1 protein-coding gene is annotated in these 24,508 nt (G+C 63.7%); it reads left to right on the top strand.

Annotated elements, in window-relative coordinates:
• Window positions 1-24,498: a CLIPPER-2 domain-containing protein gene (locus ABMC89_RS04025; protein ID WP_349565434.1), complete on the top strand. Its 24,498-nt coding sequence runs from the start codon at window positions 1-3 to the stop codon at window positions 24,496-24,498.
• The last annotated feature ends 10 nt before the right edge of the window (window positions 24,499-24,508 follow it).

Below are 24,508 nucleotides of genomic sequence, written 5' to 3' on the forward strand. Positions count from 1 at the left end.
ATGTCATTTCCATTTTTTTCGGCCAAAGCGCGTCATCGCGCTGTTTCCGCTGCGTCAAGAAAATCGAAAAATTTCAAGGGGTCTAGCAAGCGTCGATTGCACGTCGAACAGTTGGAGCCGCGGCTTCTTCTGGCGGCCGATTTCGCGGTTTCGATGACCGATGCGATGCTGGTCGACACAGGCATCCTGCGAATCGAATCCTTCGACGCCGAGACCGGTTCGGCGCTGCGCACCCTCAATTCCAGCGGCTCCCAGCTGGTCCAGCCCTTCAATGCGACCGACCCCGCCCCAATTCGCATCACCGTGGCCCAAGGCCAGAGCGTTGACCGCGTGCAGGTCGACGCCGTCGCCTTTTTCGAAATGGCGCGCGACGGCGCGGATGTCTCCGATCTGTTGATTTCGAGCGGGGCCGGGGAGGATGATCTCTCCATTCTCGGCGGCACGTTGGAAGACGGATCGTACACCTCGACCGACTGGTTGATTTCGGAGGTCACGGCCGAGGGCGCCTCGGGCGTGGCGAGAGTTACCCTCGAAAATGCCAACGGGGTCGAGACAGCCTCGGTCGAGATCGGGTTTGCGGGCTTTGACGTGCTGATCGGTGCCGAGGGCAACGATACCTTTACCCTTGCCGCGAACGAAATGGGCAAGGAGATCGAGATCGACGGCGGAGACGGCATCTTCGACAGCCTCGTGCTCGACGGAACTTTCGCCAAGACCGAATACCTCGCGCACAATGCCAACGATGGCGAGATCCGTCTGGACGGCACCGCGCTGGTCTATCGCGGCCTCGAACCGATCACCCAGAACAATGCCTCGGACGATCTGGTCATCGACCTCTCCGAAGGGGCGGATACAGCGGTTCTGCGCGCGTCGGGCACCGGTTCGATGTATATCGGGACAGAGTCAGGGATTGTACCGACATTCGAAAACATCACCTTCGTCAATCCGACCTCGTCGTTGACGGTCAACCTGCGCGGCGGGTCCGACAGCCTGACGGTCGAAAGCCTGTCCACCGATTGGGACGCGTCGCTGAACATCTACGGCGAATTCGACGGGGCCGAGACATTCGCGGCAGATGGTGGCGAGGATTCAGTCACCTTCTCGGGCTCCATCAATCTTGGCGCCAGCGGTTCCATGCAGGTCATCGCGGAGACGATCACCGTCAACGACAACGTGTCCATCACCGGGGATGTGTCCGACGAGGGTTTCATCGAATTCCGCAGCCGCCGTATCGGAACCGCCGAGCTGGAAAATCTCGCTCCGATCTTCCCGTCGGTCAAGACCGCGACCGTGGACATCGGGGACGGTGCGCGTATCGAGGCGGGGGGCGTCTATCTGATCGCGCAGGCCGAGGAGCGGACCTTTGCCGAGCAGCTGGAAATCTCTTCCGCGCTGAACACCAATCTGGTGGGCCCGCTGCTGGATCAGGTGGCGTCGGTCCTGACCTTCCCGTTCCAGGTTCTCGTCAAGAAGACTGACTCCAGCGTCACCGTCGGCGAGAATGCCAATATCAAGGGCCATTCCGGTGTCGGCATCTACGCCAATTCGGTCACCGACGCGTCGGGGGCGGCGGGTTTTTCCATTGCCAGCCTCGGCTGGGCGGATTCCACCGCCAACGCCAGTGTCGATATCGGGCGTGGGGCGAACATCTATTCCGACGGCTTTGTCGTCGTCACCTCCGATGCGTCTTCAACCGCGAACATGTCCGCCGAGACGGATACCGGCCTGGGGGTTGTGCCGACCGATCCCAATTCGCAGGTTTCGCTGTCGCTCGCCGTGGCCCGTTCGACCCTGTCCTCGACCCTGAAACTTGCCGAAACCGCGCGCGTCGAGGCGGGTCTGACCGCCAACCTCAAGGCAGGGGGTGCCGTCGATTCACAGGCGTCGGCGTCCTCAGGCATTTATTCCAGCGGTGCGGCCGGCGCGGCACTGTCGATCGAGCTGTCGGATGCGGATGTGCATACCGACATCCATGGCACCGTCATCAGCCGGAACGAGGCGGGCGCCGCCGTCAAGCTGGAGTTCGACCCCCGTGTCGGCCCCGGGGAGCGCGGATACGTCGATCTGGCCAACGACAGGATCTACGTGGGGCCCAACGCCCTCGCGACCGAGGATATTGTCACCTATACCTCCAGCCGAGGGGCGAATATCGGCGGCCTTGTCGACGGCGCCAGCTATTTCGTGCTGAAGGATCCCGCCGATCCGGACTATATCCAGCTTGCCGGCTTCGAGGACAGCGTCTTTCGCGGCGAAGCGATCGACCTGACCGCGTTCAACGGCACGGCGAGCTCGCCGATCTACGTCGATACGAACAACAAGAGCTTCACCTCCGGCGACGTCGATTCAGACGCAAACGAAATCAGCCTGCCCAACGGGGCCCTGACCGGCACGGGCGTCAGCTTCTCGCTTGTCGACCAGACCTACCCGTTGGGGCAGGCCGTGATCTATCAGGCCGGCACGGGATCATCGATCGACGGTCTGGTGGACGGAAACACCTATTACGTCATCACCGGCACCAACGAATTCAATCTCGACGGGGGCGCGCGCACGGGCGTCGGTGCCGACGGCCAGACGATCCAGCTGGCCGAGACCGAGAACGAGGCCCTTGCCGGTGTCGCCATCGACCTCGGTGCCGTGACCGGCGACGACTTTACCCTCAGCGCGGCCCATATTCTGGATGCGGGCTTTGCCACCGGCGTGGGCATCGGCGCCACGCTGGAGGCCGAGACCGTGACCGAGGCCGGTGCGGGGCTGAGCTCGGCGGATTCGGACGGATCGAACTCTCCGGACGGCTATAACGTCAATGACAGCATCCTGGGCAATGCGTTCTCGTCGCTGATGGGCAGCCTGACGACGCAGGCAGCGACCAACGCCGCGATGAGTGCTGCGGGCGCGTCGCCCAACAGCCTCAACGCCGCCGTGGCGCTGGCATTTTCCTACAACGATCACGACGTCTCGACCGAGATTCATCCGACGGCTGTCCTGACTTCGGGAGAAGACCTGGAAGTCACCGCGGAGATCGAGCATCTCAACAAGGCCTTCGCGCAATCCAGCACCGAGCCGCAGGAAGAGAACGAAACCGGCCAGCAAAGCGCGCCAAATACCGTCAGTGCCGCCGTTATCGTCACGATCACGAACAATGACGCCCAGTCGACCGTCCACGGCGGTGCGGAGCTGAACGCCAAGCGTGCCACGCGCGTCATCGGCGGTGTCACCTATCCCTTTGCCCAGACGCTCGACCAGTTCCTGCCGACCACGGCGGGCGAGGTCGTCGATCTGTTCAAGACCGAAGGGTACGGCGCAATCACCCAATACGCCGACGACACACTCGGTCTGTCGGGCTTCCTGAACTCGTGGTCCGCCTCGACCGCGAAAGGCACCAACATCTCCATCGCGGGATCGATCAACTTCCAGGTCCAGGAAACGACTGCCAAGGCAACGGTCAAGGACGGCGCGCTGATCAACCAGGACGAAGGGTTCAACAGCGATCCCGCCGATGACTATTTCGGGCAGGAGACAGTCTCGATCGAGGCGACGTCCTACATGCAGCAGATCGACATGGCCGGTATTTTCGGCTGGTCGCTCGGCTCGCTGGGGCTGAACGATCTTTATGTCTCGTCCGGCGGTGCCTCTTTTGACGGCGGTTCGGCCTTCGACACCGACGGCCCCAGTGTCGCGGGCAACAGCGGCGGCAAGGGCGGCATCGGTGGGACGCTTTATGTAAAACTCATCGACAACACCACCATGGCCATCGTCGAGGATAACGCGCGGATCTTCACCGGACGGTCCGGCGGCTTCAACATGAAAGCCGAAGAGGCGCTGTTCAATCTCGGCTTTGCCCAGTCCGGCGCTTCGTCGGAGTCGGGGTTTGGCGTTGGTGGAACCGTCTCGGTCATATGGCAGGACAGCGACACGCTGGTGCAGCTGGGCAATCGCGCCCATGTCGAGGGCGAGGATGCGCGCCTTTATGCGGGATCGCTCGACACCCATATCGGGATTACCGGCGGGCTGTTCATGGGTGAATCCGTGGGTGTCGGCGTGTCGGTCGCCGTCAATGACGTCACCCGCAACACCCGCGCCGTCATCGGCCCCGACGAGCCGGACCCCGATGCCGCCTATACGGTGGGTAACCGGAATTATCTTGATCTTGCGGGCGCGCTGTCGGTGCGTGCCATCAACGATGGCGCGATCTGGGGCTTTTCCATCGCGGGCGCGATCCAGTCGAACGACCGGTTGCCCGACCGCTCGGACGATCCGCTCGACGGTCAGTCACTGGGTATTCTGTTCGGTGACACGCCGGTGGAAAATCCGGTCACCACCGGGGTTGGCGTATCGGGGTCGGTCGCGCTCAACTTCGTTGACGATACCACCCGCGCGGCCATCACGGATGCGGGCATCGTAAATGCGGGGTCGCTCGAAGTGACCGCCAACAACGAAACGCAGATCGTGTCCGTTTCGGGCGCGTTTGCCATCGCGGTTTCGCGCGGCCAGACGGGTGGCAGCGGCACGCAAACCGGTGTCGGCTTTGCCGGCGCGGTCAGCGTGAACGACCTTTCCGGCAATACCGATGCCCTCGTTCTGGGCACCGGTTTCAACATCGCCCAAGACCCCGATCCACTGGATTCGGCAGTCAATGCCACGGGCGCCGGCGGCATGATCATCGACGCGCTGCGTACCGGCGATATCTTCTCGCTCGCGGGAAGCCTCGGTGGCTCGGTCACGACCTCGCAGTCCAACAAGACGATCTCCGCCGGTGTCGCGATTTCGGTAGGTGTCAATCTGATCTCGGGCAAGGTCCGGTCGCATTTCACGGATTCCGTGGCCAATGTATACGCCGGATCGGCCGAGGTTGTGGCCACGGCGGAGCCCGACATCCTGTCGATTTCGGGGGCGCTGGCCTTCTCCTATTCCAGCGGGTCCGTCGGCAGCAGCACGGCAGCCGCTGTCGGCATCGCGATCAGTGTCAACGAAATCGGCAATGGCGAAAATCCCTTCACCGTCGGCGCGCGGGTGCGCGACGGGCAGATCACCGTCGACGATGGCGACATCACGATCAGGGCAGAGGATCTGTCCGAGATCGAAAATTACACCTACGGCGTGGCGCTCGCGATTTCCAACAGCTCGAGCGGCGACTCCTACGCCTTCAGCGGTGTGGGATCGGTGTCGGTCAACACGCTGAACACACAAGTCCATGCCGAAGCGACCGAGGCGGATGGCACCACGACGCTGACCGCGGAGCGTGGTGCGGTTTCGGTTATCGCCGACAGCGACGGGACGGTCGACGCGGATGCAGGCGGCTTTGCCATCGCGCTCGCGCTTGCGGGCTCGAGCGGCGGCGGCTTCGCGGGCGGATTGGGTCTGTCTGTCGGGGTCAACAACCTGACAGCAGACACCATGGCAAAGGTCCACGACGCCACGATTACCGCCGGGACAGTGGCGAACACGGGCGAGAAGGACGTTGTGATCCGCGCCAATCTGGACGCGGAAATAACCGCGTTGACGATTGCAGGCGCGGGAACCGCGTCGCAGGGGGATGCGGCCCTCGCGCTGGCGGGGACAGGATCGGGCAACCAGATGCGGGTGCGCGCGCTGACGGATGTGGACAGTGCGACCATCAACGCCGGCAAAAAGGGCATTCGCGTGGAGGGGGGCCTCGGCGACGGCACGAAGATCAAGGCCGATGCAGGCGGCGTCGGGATCGCGATCGGCCTGTCGTCTACCGCCTCGGTATCTCTGGGCGTGGCGGTTGCAGTCAACGAGATCACAGGCCTCGAAGGGGCGAACGGCGCCGATGTCGGGGCAACTGTCGTCAACTCGACCCTCACGGCCTCGGACGGCGATCTTTCGATCGGGGCGATTTCGGGTGCGGAGATCGATACATTCGTTCTCGGCGTCTCGGTCAGCGCGAATTTGGGGCTGTCGGGGGGCACGTCCATCGGTTTTTCCGGCGCGGGCAGCATCGCGATCAGCCGCATCGAGTTTGACACCGAAGCATCGCTGACGGACTCTTCCTTCACGAGCACAGGCGGTGGCAATGCCACGCTGCACGCGGTGGACGGTTCAACCATCGACACTTTCGCGCTTGCCGGTTCGTTCACGCTGGCGCTCTCCACCGGCGGCACCGCAGTCGCGGCGAGCCTTGCAGCATCCGTTTCGGTCAACGAAATCGCCAATGGCGTGACCGCGCGTGTGGACGGATCGGACATCCTGACCAGTGGCGATGTGACGGTCAGCGCAACCACAGTGCCCTCGACCGCGGCCAATGCGCAGGCGCAGCTGTCGGGTGTCGCTGATTTCGACTACACGCGGACAGAAAGCGCGTCGATCAACGCCATCGCCATCGGGGTGGCCGGCGCGGTCGGTATCTCGACCGGCGGCACCGGGATCTCCGCCGGGCTGGCGGGCGGGTTTGCCTTCAACGACATCGACAATTCGATCACCGCAGAGATCACCGGTGACAGCGTCGTGGCCGGTGTCGCGGACGGTGGCAAGGTCGGATCGGTGGATGTGCTGGCCTACGATCAGGCAAATATGTTCGCCAGCGCCGATGGCGGTGCGATCAGCTTCTCCTACGGCAATCCAGCGGTGTCCATCGCACTCGCGGCGTTTGTGTCGATCAATGACATCTCGAACGAGATTACCGCTCGGATTTCGGAGGCCACCGTTCAGGCAAAGGACACGATTAGTGTCCATGCCCGTGCCACATCCTCGATCGATACGATCTCCGTCGGTGCTGCGGCTTCGATTTCGATCGGCACCAATACGGCCGTGGCCATCAGCGGCGCAGGCGGCTTCGTCGGGAATACCATCGGCAATACAATCACGTCCGAAATCATCGGATCCGGCAACGATGCGGCAGGCAATCCGCGTATTTCCGGCGGTGCGGTCGATATCTTTGCCGAAGACATCTCCAGCATGGACGGTGTCGCCGTTGCGGCATCGCTGGCCTTCAGCGTCGCCACAAACGTGAAGGACGGCATTTCGGTCTCGCTGTCGGGCGCGGGGGCAGGGGTCTACAACACGCTGTCTTCGACGCTTGATGCCAATATCACCAATTCGTCGGTCCGCGCCACCGGTACGGCACCCACGGACGAGCTGTCGGGCGATGTCCGCGTCCGGGCGGTATCGGACGTCGATTTTGACGACACGACAGTCGCGGTGTCCGTGTCGGTCGCGATCTCCCTGATCTCCATCACCCTGAATGCGGCGGTCGTGATCGTGGAAAACAGCGCGCTCGGCTCCGTCGATGCGACAATCAGCGCCAGCACCGTGGATGCGAGCGGCGATGTGTCCGTCTCGGCCACCGATACCACCAACCTCGACACCGAAGCCGTCGGCGTAACCGTTTCGGTCAGCATCGCGGGCCTTGCCGGGGCCGGTGTGGTCGTCGATAACGTGATCGACCGCGACGTGACCGCGCGGATCTCTTCCGCCAGCACGGCGACAGCCGGGGATGACGTCCGCGTGCTTGCGACCGCCAGCCAGAACATCAACAAGGCCACGGGAACAGCTGCATCGATCGCGGTGGTGCCGATCTCGATCTCCGGCGCAGGGGTCTTGGCAAAAGCGACCATCGAAAGCGACGTTCAGGCCGAGATCGTAAGCTCGACAGTGACCGCCACCGAAGGCGATGTGGTCGTCGACGCACATATCGACAGCCTTGCCTACGCAACCGCGCAGGGCGGGGCCTTCGGCGCTGTGTCGATTGTCGTGATGTTGGCGGCTGCGGATGTATCGGGGCTGGTACGCGGCGCCATTCGCGGAACATCGACCGTCGAGGGACGAAACGTGCGCGTGCTGTCCGACAGCGACGTGACCGCCGAGGGCACACTGATCTCGGTCGGGGTCGGCCTCGCTGCTGGCGCGGGACTGGGGCCGGGTGTGGATGACAATACCGGTAGCGGCAAAGGGGCCGAAGGCACCGTAAGCATCACCCGCAACGTCGAAGCCCTGATCGGCATCGAGGCAGGTACTGCGCGCCAGACGGTCACGGCAAATGGCACCGGCGAGAATTCGGGGGAAGTCGAGGTTGACGCCGCTGCCACCCACGACGCGGATGCCGACGGCACCGCGGTAACGGCTGGCGGCGGGGCAATTTCCGCTTCGGTGTCAGGTGTGACAATCTCGGGAAATACCCTTGCAGTCGTGGACGAAGGCGCGATCATCAATGCGCGCGCGCTGATCGTCGACGCTTACGCCTATCTGGACGGCTATACCGAAATGACTGCGGCGGCGGTCGGCATCCTTGCGGGCGCCGGATCGAACGCCTCGACGACTGTCGGCGGTGACGTCCGCGCCACTGTCGGATCGGCGCTGAACCGAGGATCCTCCGTGGCGCCCACCAGCCTGACCATCGGCGCGGGCGGCACATCGGTGACCGCCGAGGCCGATGTCTATTCCGACAGCCTTGCCGATGGCGGGTCCGGCGGCGGGATTTCGATCGCAGCCATGCTTGCCTCGGCGACGATCACCACCAATGTCGTCGCCAATGTCGGGCAGGGCACGCAGATCACCGGTGGTGATCTCGATGTGACGGCCGATGCCTTCCGCGATGCCGACAGCGAGATACTCGTCGCCGGCGTTGCCGCGGTCGCGGGCTCGGGCGGGTCCTCGACCAGCGCGATTTCCGGCAAGACGGTTGCGACCTTCGGCCTTGGCGATGGCACCACGCTGGGATCGGGCGCAGCGGCGACCACGATGACCGACGGTGGCGATGTGACCATCAAGGCCATCGAGGACAGCAATGCCTACAGCTATGCCCATGGCGGAGCGGGCGGTGCTGTGGCTATCGCCGTGTTGTTGCCGACCTCGTCGGTGACCACGACGCTCGACGCCTACATCGGTGCGGGCACGGATGTGGCAGCCAACAGCGCCACCGTCTGGGCCGAGGCCAAGCAGCGCAAGGCGGATGTCGATCTGCTGGTCGTCGCTGTTGCCGTTGGTACCGCTGGTGGCTCTACCGCCACGGCCTATGTCGGGTCCTCCGACAACAGCAGCTATGTCACCTCGAACGCGTGGATCGGAAACGGATCCGTCTTTGACCTCGGCGGTGACATGACGGTCAAGAGCACCACGGCAAACGACTACGTCTCGATCGACAGCGATGTCGGGTCGGGCGGGGGCCTCGCGTTCTCTGTCCTGATCTCCAATGCGGACCTCAGCGCGACATCGCTGGCATGGGTGGGCGAAAACGTCGAAATCACCGGGCGCGCGGTGACGGTCGAGGCGACAAGCCAGGCAGGCACATCTACCGACGGACTGGTTGGCGTCGGCGCGCTTATCGCGGGGCAGGGCACGAACAGCACTTCGAATACCTACACAAGGACTGCGGCCTTCACGGACGCCAACAGCGCGCTCGATCTGACCGGCGATGTCATCGTGACCGCGCGCAACATCGTCGGAGAGGCCAAGGCAAAGTCAAGCGCTTACGGCGGCGGCGGAATCGCTGTCGGCGCGGCAATTGCAAATGCCTTTGCCGACAATAATGTCGAAGCCTTCCTTGGCAAGGATTCCACCGTGATCGCCGATGACGTGACGGTGGGCGCCGTGGTCATTGACGGCGACAGCGACGCGCCCAGCGACCTGCTGAGCATGAACGGCACGACCGACACCATCAATTTCCAACGCCATGGCCTGCAAGAGGGTGACACGATCCGCCTGACCGGTGCGGGGGGCGCCAGTGGCGACTATACGGTCATGGAAATCGCCGGTATCACGCAAGAACCGGATGCCGCCGACAACTTCCGTTTCGGCGCGGCGCTGCTGGTCAACGGCTCGGAAAGCTTTACGGGTACAGCGGCGGAGTTTCCCTTCGTCGGTTTGCCCGCCACGGTCTCTTCGGTCGATACGGCCGAAAGGCACATCATTTTCGGCGCGGCCCACGGTCTGACGACGGGCAGCCTTGTCGCGACAGACGCGGTCGAGAGCGGCGCGGCCTACGTGCGGGTCATCGACGATGTCACGATCGCGCTGTTCGATACCCGGATCAATGCCCTCGCTGTGGACTCGGATTCCGAGAACTTACCGCTTGAGCTTATCGCGCCCTTCGGCAGCGGCGCAGCGCTTCCGACCATCGGCATAGCCGCAGGCGTGTCGGGCATCGACAGCGATACCGATGAAATCCGCTTCTCCGACAGCCATGGGATGCAGACCGGCAACTTCATCGCAAGCGACGCCGTGCCGGACGGCATCGCCTACGTGCGCGTGCTCAACGATTTCACGGTTCAGCTCTTTACCACCGAGGCGCAAGCGCTTGATACTGCGTCCGAAAACGGTCTGGTCGATGTCGCACCGCCCGTGGGCGTCGATGCGGCGACCAACCGGATCTATCTGGGGGCCGACACAGATCTCTATACCGGACAGAAGGTCGGCTATGACGCGGGCGGCGCGACCGCCATCCTGCCGGAAGGGCAGTTTTATTATGTTCGCGTGGTCGATACGAACCTTAACGCGATCGAGCTTTATACCAGCGACGCAGACGCGGAAAACGGCACCGGCACGCCGGAAACCCTGACCGCATCGACAGGCGCGCACAGCCTCTACGAGGCGGCCACCGAAGGCGCGGCACAGGTGGACGGTGTCAGCGACACCATACGCTTCGGCTATGCCCACAATTTCGAAGACAACGTCCAGATCATCTATCAGCCGACGGGCGACGCGATCTCGGGTCTCGTGGCGGGGGGCACCTACAAGGTGCGCGTCGTGGATGATTTCACGATCCGGCTGGCGACATCCGATTTCAACGCGGCCACCGACCGGTTGACCTTTGACGGCAGCGATATCAGCGCGGGCGTGATTGATCCCGGCTCCATGCCCTTCGTCGCCGGTGACAAGGTGACGTACAGGAATGCGGGATCCGCGCGCGATTTCGATGCCAGTTTTATCGATCTACGCGGGACCGGGGAGCAGCCTGACGTCACCGAAGACGGCAATCTGGTCATTCAGGACAACAACACCATCTACCTTGGTACGGATGTCGACCGGAACGGTATCTTCGAAGGTCACGGGTTCAACACCGGCGATCTTGTCCTCTACACGGTCGAGGACGACGGCACCCCCGTGGGCGGCCTGACGGCGGACCGCGGATACTATGTCATCCGCGTCGACGCGTTCCGCATCCAGCTGGCCGCGACCTATCACGAAGCCGTCGGGTTCGAGCATCCGAGCGATGACAGCCTCGACATCGAAGTGACGCCGCTTGAGCTGTCGCGCTCTACTTCCGACGACGATGACGATGACGACGACGATGGTGTCCAGACGCTGGCGCGGGTCGCTGACCTTCCGGTGGAAGGTCTTGTGCAGGGGCCGACCTATACAGTGACAAGCACGGGCGGGCCGCTTGCGGATGGCTTCACGCTGGTCGACGGGTCGGGCAATGTCGCCAGCTTCAGCGGCACCCGCACGGTCTTGCTGTCGAACGGCCTGACGACGGTGGTGCAGACACTTGGCAATGTGCAATTGCTTGAGCGCGTCGAGGTCGATCTGGGCGCACCCAGCGAGGGCAGACATGAATTCCGCGTCGATCTGGAGGCGCTCTCCGGAGATCCGACCAACCAGACGGGCATGGGGCTGACGACGCCCGAGGGCCGCAATATCCGCGATGCGGTTTTCGTGTCTCTGGATGGCCAGACCAAAGCCGAGGCGCGCGGCGGCCAAGGCGGTGGTGTGGGGTTCACCTTCCCCACCGCCTTTTCCACCGTGCATGCGCAATCCCAGGCTTTCATCGATTCCGATCTGGTGCGCGCTTCCGGCGATGTGACGCTGTATTCGCTGACCGATTCAAACGCCGACCTTGTGGTCAGCAACATCGCGGGCGGTGTCGTCAACGTGCAGAATTCGGACGGGTGGCAGGAAGTCACAAGCTTTTCAACCACGGCGCTGGGTGGCCTGCAGCGGATCACCGATATCTCCGCGGACGCCGTGGCGGCAGACCCCGATCTAATTGTGGCACAAGGCCTTGTGCTGGAAGGCTCGGCAGAGCCTGACACTCCGGTTCAGGCCGAGAATGTGACCATCGAGGCCGCGGGCAACTACCGCCAGTATTCACAGCTTGATTTCAATCATACCGCCGAGGTTATCGCCGATGGTGGCGGTCTGATCGCCGGCGCGGGCGCCTATGTGGCCAATAATCACACTGCAAGAACGTTTTCCGTCGTCGGGGACGGTGCAGAGATCGATGCCGAAACGGTTGACATCAGCGGGAATGTAGGCTCGTTCAGCACCCCGTTGTCCAAGGACCTGACGGGCGATCTCTATATGAATACCTACAGCCGTGCCGAGGCCGGCGGCCTCTTTGGTGGAACGCGCGCCGAGGTGGACACCACGCTCGATATCGATGTGGGTACGATCATAGAAGGGCGCCTCGAAGAGGGCCGTGATCCTCTGGTCGACGGCACCCTGATAAAGGCCCGTCGCGGTGCGGATTTCGAAGTAGAACTGGCAACCTTCAACGTCGATGTCGACGTCCGCGCGGTATTCTGGGGCATCGGTCTCGGGACGAGCGATATCGACGACGCGATCACTGTCGGCACCCTTGTGGACGCGGACGCTGGCGCAACCGTATTTGCCGCGCCCCGGCTGATTGGCGGCAAGAACATTCACCCAGACGACGTGCCGCAGAACGCCCTGGATACATACACTGATTTAGCTCCCAACGGGGAGTACGATGATCTTGCTGTCTATGTCCGCGCCGACGCGGCGAACGAAGTCGACAGGCGCGAGATCTCGTACTTAACCACGATCGTATGGGACGCGGATATCGAAATCAGCGCGGGCCCGAGCCCCGAACTGGTGGTGGACGAAAGCGGCAAGATTCTGCGCGCGATCAATGTAAAGCTCAGATTGGACGACGGCAGCTATGACCTGAAAGCGATCGGCGACGATGCGTTCTTCGACGATGGTGGCACCGACCGGATCGAGGTCGAGGATATCGCACCCGACGATCTGGGGTCGGTGGTGTTCGACGCACCACGCGGGAATATCAGGCAGGACAACGGCTTGAATCCCTCGGACAAATTCTGGACCGAACTGCGTGTATTGCGCGGTTTCGGCGAAGTGCGGCTGACCAATCTGTCCGATCTCGACCTTGTGGTAAATAGAATCGACATGATCGCAAGTGACGGGCAGGCCCTGGTCAGGCTTTCGGATAGTGACGCCTTTCGCAGTTTCATGAATTTCTCGATCGTCGAAAGCTACGGCGATGCGCTGATCGATATCCGCAACCTCGGGGCGGGCAACATCGTGCTTTCGGGTGACAACGAAAACGGCGCCTCCATCGAGAACCCGTTGGGCGAGACGCGCATTCTCAATACCGGCGGCGATATCCTGACCGACGGCGCCGTGATCCGGACCAATACGATGGGCCGCGCGGATCTGGAACGGTCCTTCCGCGATACCGAATTCATGCCCGATGCCGTGGCCGAACTGGACGTCAGAGTGCAGACCGGCACGTCGGGTGCGATCGAACTGGTGCGGACCGACGGTCAGGACTGGGCCGATCTGGGCATCGCCGAACGTGGCTTGATCCGTGTCGATGACACGGCCCATCAGGTCGCTGTTGTGAACGGCGATACGCTGACCCTGACCCGTGCCTCGACGCTTCCCGCGGGAACCGCCACGCGCATCGTGTCGCTGTTCCACGGGATCGAGGCGACAGCGGGCGATATCGGCACGTCGACGGGTCAGATCACCGTGGATCTGGTGCGCCATGACACCGGACAAGAGGCGTTCAATGCAGCGTCCGGCGACAGCATCTGGATGGATCTGGGTCTGCGGGTCCGCGAGACACCGCGCGCCTCTCCGACGCCCGCCAATGCCGTGTCGGTTACCGCGGCGATCGGCGTTGTCGCAGCCGCGACCGAGGCCACGCTGTCCCTGCGCTCTGCCGTGCGCGAAGGGGTGGAGACTAACGGTCGCGGCGTGAGGGTCATTGGCGACGACTTAGACAACGGTACCTATTACCAGTACTTCTACGACGATCCCGATGATGTGTCGAATTCGCTCGGCTACGGCGCGGGATATCTCGCGGATGCGGCCGTTCTTGGCACAACGACCTGGAGTATCGGGCTTGTGGAAGCGGGCAGCCGGATCACCGTCAACGGCACCGATAACAATGGAACCAGCCTGCGCGGCCCCGGCGATCAAACCGTGCGCATCGTGGCCGATACCAATATCCGGCAGGGCGACGCCGACGGAACGGGGGCGCATTTCATAGATGCCGCCACCAACGGCGATATCGTCCTGACCGAGATTGACGCCGTGCTTGCCAGTGATCTCGATGATCTCAGGGTGGGGCGGATCACTTCCTCGGCGGCGGATGTCATCCTTGCCGCCCCGCGCTCGATCCTCGATTCCGATCCGTCAGACGCCAGCCCCGATCCGTGGGATATCGGCGGCGTCAACATTACGCTGACAGCGGGCACCGGCGGCATCGGCACCGATGCCGATTTTATCGAGACCAACCTTCTCGACACGGTCCAAAACGCCATTCAATCCGGTGTTGTGACAGCAACCGCCGAACGCACGATCCGTGTCGATGAGACCACGGGCGATCTGCGGGTGAACACCGTCGACAGCAGGCTGGGCGACGTGACGCTGACGACCCGCGCGGGATCGATCCTGGATGCGAATTCCGGCGCGGGCGAGGATGACAATGTCACCGGTCGCACCGTGGATCTGCGGGCGCTTGGCGGGACAATCGGCCTTGCCTCCGATGATTTCGATATCGACAGCGGAATCCTTGGCGATTTCTCGGGCGTTGTCACAGCGGAGGGCACAGAAGGCGTCTATCTCACCGAAACCGCGAACGAGCTGAACATCCTCTTTGCGCGCTCCACAGGAGGCGCAATCCGCCTGACCGTTCCCGACACCCCCGCGACCCCCAACATGCCGCGCGAGGTGCCCCGTGGCCTTCCGCGCTCGGTCCTGGCGCCCGCCGAAGACCTCTATATGCTGCCCGACGGCACACGTCTGGTCGTGCAGGGCGCGGTACAGACGTTCGGCAGCGCCACGATCAACGCAAACAGCTCTGTCAGCCTCTGGGTTGGCGACAACCTGTCGATGGAGCCCGACAGCCTGATCATCGCCGGCACCACGGTGACGATGCAGCTTGATACGACGCGCAGCGGCAACAGCCGCGCGGCCACTGACGCCGACCCCGATTACGGCAGCACAGCCGAACTGGCCGGCACAATCGCCACGCGCGGCACCGAAAACAGCGACAGGTTCGTTCTGCAATCGGGGGGTGACGTCGATATCGTGACGGTAAATTCGCTGCAACTGGACACGCAGGGCTTTATCCGGACCGGCGGTCAGGAAGACGAAATCACCGTCAATACGCTGATGAGCATGGACAGTTTCCGCAGCAGCGGCGCGCGCGATACGCTCGATCTGGACGGGCAGGCGGGTACCGATGTCTACGTCATCAATACCACGGGCACCTACGGGGCGCAGCGCGACTATGTAATCAACGTGCTCGATACCGGTTCGCCCGATGACGGCGCCGATACGCTGGCGATCACCGGCTCGGATGGGGCAGACATCTTCCTGCTGCGCCAGATCACGTCGATCGCGGACCGCAACAGCGACATGCCGTCGTTTGTCGCCCTGCTTCATGCAAATCCCGACGGCACGGACAGATCGCTCGATAACGCGATTGCACAGGCGCAGACATCGACGGACCGTCCGCTGGCCGTCCAGCGGATCAACTATGACCGCGCTGTGAACGGGCGGCTGTCGGTGTTTGGCCTTGGCGGTGCGGACCTCTTCGCGGTCGACGGCAACAGCGCGATGACCACGCTCGACGCCGGTGCCGGTGCCGACCGTTTCCAGATCGGCCAGTTCCACGGTGTTCTTGACGCCAGCGCTCCGGAAGGGGCCGCGTTCCACCTTGGCGCGGCGCCGGGTGACACCCCCGTCGAGGTCATCCGCACCACCCGTGGTTACCTGAGCGCAGGACCGTCGCAGGCGCTTGTCGCCAAGGGCGGCGATGGTGGCGACACCTTCACCGTCTATTCCAACAAGGCCGAGATCCGTCTCGAGGGCGACGACGGCAACGATATTTTCGTGGTTCGCGCCTTCGCGCTCGCGGATGAGGATTTCAATCCGATCCTCGACCGCTACTCGGTCGAGGGGCGCAATATCATCAATACCGGCACCGGAGAGGATCAGGTTTCCTACAACCTCAACGCGCCCGTCTCGATCGACGGTGGCGCGGGCTATGACAAGGTCGTCGTGCTGGGCACCGAATTCGGCGATGCCTTCGTGATCCGCGAAGACGGCGTTTTTGGCGGCGGCCTCAACGTCGATTTCGAGAATGTCGAAGTGCTGGAAGTCGATGGGCTTGAAGGCGACGACGAATTCTTCGTGGTCTCCACGCCGATTGGCGTGGCGGTCCGCGTGATCGGAAACCTCGGCAGCGACGTGATAAACGTCGCAGGTGATGTGACCAAGTCGATCAGCAGCGCGGGGCTCGAGGGCCAGAGTTCGGTGATCAACCACGGTGTGATCAGCGAAGGTCTCTATGCCGGGCTGACCGCCGAAGGGGTTGAGCTGACAGTCGCGGGCGAAGACAGCGGCCCCGTAAGCATCCGCGAAGTCGCCGAAGACGGGACCGAGGACGGATTTTCGGTCGTGCGCGAAGGTGGATTTGGCGACCGCTACGAAATCTCGCTGAACGAGGCGATCGCAGCCGGAACCAAGGTTTATATCACCGTCTCCGTCGCGCGGTCGTCGGATGATGAAGACGCGTGGGATGCGACGGATGCGCCGCGCATCTTCCTTGATCGTAACGGCGATGGCGTGCCCGATGGCGGCGATTCCGTCCTGCTTGGCACGGCCGCAGGCGATTTTGCCGATATCGTTCCGGTAAACGGCGTGGACGAGAGCGTTCCCACCCGCGACACGGTGCTGGTCTTCGACAGCACCAACTGGTCCACGGCGCAGAGCGTCTGGCTGTCGGCTGTCGATGACAGCCTCGCCGAAGGCACGCGCAAGGTCGTGGTCAGCCATTCGGTCAAGGCCGTGAACGATACCGGCGCCGATGCCGAAGCGGTCGCAATCTATGACGCGCTTGCGGTGCGCAATGTCGAAGTGACGGTGCGCGACAACGATCAGGCCGATGTGATCCTGACGCATGAGGGTTTCGATACACGGGTTCTGGAAGGCCCGGACGGGTTCACCGACCGCGTCGGCGTCAGCCTCAGCCGCGCGCCAGATGCGGGCGAAACCGTGACCGTGTCGCTGGCCGAGCTTCAGGCGCCGGATGCCGACCTGCAACTGGCCTTCTCCAGCCCCGTCCTGACCTTCGATGCCAGCAACTGGGACACGGTCCGCTACGTCACGGTCACGGCCGTGGACGATACCCGCCCCGAGGATCCGCGCGGATTGCAGATCGCGGCGCGCGTGGTGTCGGACGGTGCGGTCTTCGCCGATGTGGACGATGCCCTTCTTGCGGTCAAAGTGCTCGATAACGACACCCCCGGCGTGGTGGTCACCGAAAGCGCGGGCGGCACGCGCGTCACGCCGCTGTCGACGGACGACTATACCCTGCGGCTGACCAGCGCGCCCGCGCCGGGCGAGGTTGTAACCATTCCGCTGCTGACCGACGGGCAGGCCTCCGTGGTCAGCGCAACGAGCACCGGCGGCGACCGGTTGATTTCCGATATCGACGCGGGCCGGTTCGATGTGGCGGATTTCTTCACCGGACCTGTCCAGTTCGCCGGTGATACGATCACCCGCACCGATCTTGGATCATTCCTCGATGCGGGCGTGGCGCTTGGCGACCGGATCACCGTGACCGGAAGCGTGGCGAACGACACCGGCAGCGAAATCGCCTTTGTGGTGACCGGGGTCACCGATACGCAGATCACTCTTGCCGGTGCGTCCTTCACTGCGGGCACGGATACCGGCGTGACGTTGGGCGAAGCCACCGTCGATGCGCTGTTCAACGGCGACGTGATCTTTGCCGATGATCCGATCGGCGATACCATCACCCGCACCGACGGCGGCAGCTGGGTCGCGGACGGGTTCCTGCCCGGATACGAAATCCGCGTAGGCTCCGGCGCCAATGCCGGCATCTACCAGATAGCGCTTCTTGAACTGGACGGCGACGGGCGCGAATTCCTGCGCCTCACCCCGTCGGCGGCGCTGACCGACGGCACCGGTACAGTCCGCGTTGTGCGCGTGGCCGATGCGGTCCAGTTCGATGCAACCAACTGGTCCGACGAGGTCCGCATCACGGTCGAAGCCAACGAAGGGTACGACCTGCCGCCCGAACTGAAGAACAAGATGTCCTTTGCCGCGCAGCCCCACCGGCTGACGGCGATCCAGGGGCCGCTGTCCGTCGAGGGCGGGTCAACCGGTGCCGACCGGACGCTGATACAGGCCATCATCCTGCCCGGTGAAACCCCGGGCGAGGCGGTCGATATCGGCCCGCAACCCGACGAGGCCGCCCAGATCGATGTGCTGAACATCTTCGATGACGGCTCTCAGGAGGACAAATCCGGCGTGCTGACCTCGACCGGTCTGACCGGATTTGGCATGGCCATCGACCTGACCTTCCCCGAGACGGATTTCGGAGAGCCTGCGACTGTTCCGGGCGGTATTTCCTTCGGGACGCAGGTTCTTGATGATGAGGGTAATTTCACGACCGACCCTCTGCTCAGCAGCATCGAGATCCTGAACTTCATGATGGGGCGCGGCGACGACAGCCTGCGCATTGACGGCACCTTGCAGCCCACCACTGCGGGACAGGGGGGCGAAACGGCGATCTTCGGCGGGCTGACGATGATCCACGGCGGCGGCAACCGGACGGGCGCCGATGGCGTGGCCGGTGGCGATTCCATCGTGGTCGACGGTGGCGGCGGATCCTCGTCCCTGCTGGTGATCTACGGCGATACCTCGCGCGATGGCGCGTTCTATTCGGGCGGGTCGGGCGACAGCAAGGGCCGCGATTTCGGCGAAAAGCCGTTCCCGCCCTTCACCGCCCCCGATCTTGCCGATATAAGGTCGCGTTTCGTGATGCCGGTCGCCGATCCCTTCCTGACGGCGGGCCGCGACGAGATCATCGTTTACGCCGAACTGTCGGGCAGCATCACTTTTGACGCCGCGGCCCGCGCGCTGACCGCCGAGGCAAGCTGGATCGACGCGGGCTTCCGTGCCGGACGCGCGATCGAGGTGGTGACGGCGGATGGCGCCACGCTGACCTACCGGATCGAGGCGATCTCGGACGATGGCCTGACCGCAACGGTCGCACCGGGGGCCGAGCTGCCGACAGGCAGCGTCGACGCCATTGTCACCGCGGGGCGCACCGCGGGCAAGGTGACCGCCTACGGCGGCGCCAACGACGACCTGATCATCGGCAGCCTTGCGGGCGACCATCTGGCAGGGGGCGGCGGGAATGACGTGATCTTCGGTCGGGCCGGCATCGACCAGATCTGGGGCGACAGCGGCTTTGACGTGGATATCTTCGGCGATATCTCGGTCCTGAGCGACGACAGCCTGACGACAGAGCAAAAGCGCCTTTTGGCTGGTCCGGTTCTGACCGTGCCGGTCGCCGGCGCGTTGCAGTCGGTGTCGGGTGACGTTCTGACCGTGGGCGACGATTTTGTCCGCGCCGGGGCGGGCTCCGATATCGTGTTCGGCGACCATGGCCGGATCGAGGTGACCGAACCGCCGCTGCGGATCCGCACCACGGAATACGCCGTGATCGTCAGTATCGAAAGCGCCGAGATCGACGATGGCGGCGACGACGTGATCTTTGGCGAGGAGGGCCGCGATATCCTGATTGGCGGCGCGAACCGCGTTGTCGCGGGCACGCCGGGCGGCGACCGTATAGATGGCGGCACCCAGCAGGACCTGATCTTTGGCGATAACGTGCAACTGGTGCAGCGCCCCGTCGGGCCATACCAGACGCAGGATGCCCGCATCGTCCGTCTGAGCGATGCGCCGATCTACAACCGCGACGGATCCGCCAACGTCGATACCAACACGCTGTTCTCCGACACGCGGCACGCGGGCGCACCCTGGACCGCGTTCGAGATAACCGAGCTCTACCACAGCTTCGCCTTCGAGGCGCGCAACGACGGGCAGTTCGGCAATGACGACATCGCCGGCGGCGCGGGCGCGGACAAGATCTTTGCCCAGCTTGGCGATGATGTCGTTCAGGGCGATGGCGCGATCCTTCCGCAGGCGGTTTCGGCCACCCGCGGCCCCGATGGCACGCTGGTGCATGTTCCGTCCTTCGAGACGGCAAGCGACGGCGACGACTATATCGAGGGCGGGGGCGGCGACGACGTGATCTTTGGCGGACTGGGCCAGGACGATCTGATCGGCGGCAGCTCGTCGCTCTTCACTCTGGTCTCGCCCGAAGACAGACCGGACGGGTCCGACATCATCTTTGGCGGCGCGGGCACCCAGATCGAGATCAACGCCCTCGGCAGCGATGCCGACAGCACGCTCGGAGCTCCGTCGGAGCACGGTCGCGACGCGGATGTGATCCTTGGCGACAACGGCAACATCTTCGACCTCGTTGACGATGCCAACGATTTCCTGACCTACACCTACGACAGCACGCCCGATATCGGAAACGGCACGGCAGATCCCTCCGCACCGCATCCGCGTGGTGATATCCGCCTGATCCCCCGCGCCGTTGTGCTGCTGGATTACACCGCCGGCACCGATGTCGGCAGTCTGGGCGCGGGCGATCTGGTCTACGGCGAGGACGGCGACGACATCATCCATGTCGCGACCGGCAACGACGTTGTCTACGGCAATGGCCACGACGACCAGATACAGGGCGGCACCGGCGACGACCGCATCTTTGGCGGCACCGGCGAAGACGGTCTTGTGGGCGACGACGGTGTGATCCGCGTCAGCCGCAACGGTCTGGCCGAACCGCTCAACGGCATCCTTCCAGAAGGCCAGCAGACGCTGTCCATCCCCGGTCCCTGGATCGGGGCGGAAACCGATCTGGAGGGGTATCTCAAGATCACCGTCGACGCGATCCTTCCGGAAGAGGGCGGGACCGATATCATTTACGGCGGCCTCGGCGACGACTTTATCCACGCGGGCGCGGGCGACGATGCAGCCTCGGGGGCGGAGGCGCTTGTCGTCTTCCATCAGGACACCCGCGCCATCGCGCAGACGCCGGTCCTTTACGATCCGTCGACGGGCATTCTGACCGATTTCTACGACCGTTCGACCGGCACCTACCAAACCTTCTACGATCCCGACAATCCGCGCCCGCTCATCGAGAATTTCTTCCTCAATTTCGTGACCTTCGATGCCGCTGGCACGCTGATCGAGGATGGCAAGGACGCGATCTTTGGCGGATATGGCAACGACGTGCTGTTCGGTGGCACCGGCCATGACCGGATGTTCGGTGGCTGGGGCGATGATTACCACCAGCTTGACGACAATCTGGGCACCAATGGCGGGCTGAACGATACCTCCGACAGCGCGGTCACCCCCGCAACCACCGGGGGCGCTGCCGATTTCGCCTACGGCGGCGCGGGACGCGATGTGCTGATCGCCAACTCAGGCACCGACCGGATGTTCGACTGGACCGGCGAATACAACAGCTTCATCGTACCTTTCTCGCGGTTCGGTGCGCCGACGATCAACCGTCTGCCGTCACCGCATGTGGTCGAGTTCCTGCTCGACCTCGCCGAAGCGACCGGTGCCGCGACCAGCCGCGTCGAGGCCTATGATGTCATCGCCATGGTCACTCCGCGCGATCCCGCATGGAGCGATCAGCACGGTGCGCCGCGCGATCCACAGCCCGGCAACGGGCGCGGCGCCTACGACAGCGCGGGCGGGCCAGAGGACGACACCGTGCGCGTGCCGCTCCAGACCGCCGCCGGCTCTACGCCTTCGGGTCCGGCCGAACCGGACGATATCCCACCGACGGTGATCCGCGTCGAGAAGGCGATCAATGCCTCCGATCCGTGGTATCCAACCTTCGAGGAAGACGCGGATACAGCCGCGAATGCCGTCCGGCTCGAAGTCGGAACAGAGGTGGTCTGGACGTATCTGGTGTCGAACGCCGGGGATGAGGCGCTGACCCGCGTCACCCTGACGGATACCGCCGCGACCGGCGGCACGTTCGAGCCGGTCTATGTCGACGGTGACTTCGACCGCGACGGTGCGCTCGATCCCGGCGAGGTTTGGCTTTTCACCTCCGAAGGGGCCAGCGATTATACGGTCGAGATCGGCGAGTATTCGAACATTGCCACGGTCACCGCACGCGGCCAGCGCGGCCCGGCCATCAGTGACACGGACGAGAACCATCACATCGGCGTTCGCGTCCCCGATCCGGTCCCAAGCGTCAGCGTCGAGAAAGCGCTCAATGCCATCGACCCGTTGAACCCGACCGCGTTGGAGGATTCCGATACCGGGCCCGGCCCGACCTTCTATGAAGGGACGCCGATCCTCTGGACCTATCTGGTGACGAACGACGGGCCTGTTTCGGTGACACTGGAAAGCATCGTCGACGATGCGGGCACGCCGAACGATCTGTCCGACGATGCGACCCCTGTCTATGTGTCGGGCGACGACGGCAACGGTCTGCTCGATCCCGGCGAGACATGGCTGACCGAGCTTTCGGGAACGGTTTCCGTGGGTGCCTATGTGAACGAGGTGACAGTGACCGTCAGGGCCGAAAGCGGGCTGACAGCCACCGCCACGGACATGAACCACCACACCGGTGTGGAGATCCCCGTCGACTCGAAAGTCACGCTGACCAAGGCGATCAACGCGGTCGATCCGCTCAACCCGACGGCGGCTGAAGATGCCAATGTCACGCCCGTCGAAGTGACCGAGGGCGAGACTGTCACCTTCACCTATGTGCTGCGCAACACCGGCGATTTGTCCGTCCGCGTGGATACGCTGATCGACGATGCGGGCACGCCCGGCGATGTCTCCGACGACTTTGCGCCGATCTACGTCGGCGGTGACGATGGCAACGGATGGCTCGATGTCGGCGAAACCTGGCTCTACACCGCCGATGCCACCGCGATCTTCGGAGATTACGTCAATCTGGCGACGGTGTCGGCCTTTGATGAATACGGGGTCGAGGCGACGGCGAGCGATATCGCGCGCTACAACGGCACGATCGATCCGGGCGATCCGTCCATCGTTCTGGAAAAAGCGGTCAACGCGCTTGACCCGCTGAACCCGACCGAGGCCGAAGACGCGGATATCACACCGGTACATGTCACCGAAGGCTCCGACGTCGAATGGACCTATCTGTTGCGCAACACCGGCGATGTGGCTGTGACGGTCAATGCGGTCATCGACGATGCGGGCACGCCCGAGGATACATCCGACGATTTCGCGCCGGTCTATGTCAGCGGCGATGACGGCAACGGTATCCTCGACGTAGGCGAGACATGGCTTTATTGCGCCACGGGCACCGCACCGGAAGGGGCGTATGAGAACATCGCCGTGGCGACAGCGACCGGTCCCGGGGGCCAGCCCCTGCGCGCCACCGACAACGCCCGTCTGTTCGGAGAGGTCTTGCCGCCCACGGTCACGCTGGTCAAGGCTGTCAACGCGGTCGACGCTCTGGCGCCGACGGAGCTTGAGGATGCCAATGACGGCCCCGGACCGCTGTTCGTCGAGGGCACATCGATTGTCTGGACCTATCTCGTCACCCTTGACGGCGAGGGCGAAGTGACGCTCGACAAGGCCACCGGCGTGATCGACGACGCGGGCACGCCGGAGGACATCAGCGACGATTTCGCCGCGATCTATGTCAGCGGGGACGCCGACGGCGACGGTATGCTCGACGCGGGCGAGACGTGGCTGTTTACCTCCGAAGGCGCGGTAAACGCGACGGCAGAGCAGGGTGGCTATGCGAACGCCGCCACGGTCTTTGCGGGCGAGGATCGCCAGATCACCGATACCGATCTGGCGCATTACACCGGCGTTGCAGGCGGCGATGCAGCAGGTCTGACGCCCGGTTTCTGGAAGAACAACGCGGTCATGCACGATGCCTCCGCGTGGCCCAGAACGGCGGATGGCACGCTGATCTATTCGCCCGACCAGACCCTCGGCAGCATCTTCGACATTCCCTCGCAGTTCGCGTCGCTGGCCGATCTGACACTCGTCGAAGCGCTCGATCTCAATGGCGGCGGCGAGAAGGCGCTCTTGCGCCACGCGGTTGCGGCGCTGCTGAATGCGACGAGCCCGCAGGTCGCCTATTCGACCACTGCGCCGCAGGTGATCGACTGGACGAATGCCGCACTCGCGGACGGCAAGCGAAATGTCATGAACGCCCAGAAGGACCAGTTCGCGGGCTGGAACGAGATCGGCGCCGACGTGGACCAGCACGGCCGCAGCCCCAGCTATGCGGCAATCGCCGCGCGGTCAAAGATCTATGTGCCATGGCTTCTGGACGATGCCGGCACGGAGGCGCCCGAGGACTACCTTGTCTACGACGAGGAGATGGGCACTTTCGTCTCGCCCGCAACTTCGGGTGGAACAGCGTTCACGCTCTAGAACCGGCGCG

The organism is Sulfitobacter sp. HNIBRBA3233, assembly GCF_040149665.1.
Taxonomy (GTDB): Bacteria; Pseudomonadota; Alphaproteobacteria; order Rhodobacterales; family Rhodobacteraceae; genus Sulfitobacter; species Sulfitobacter marinivivus.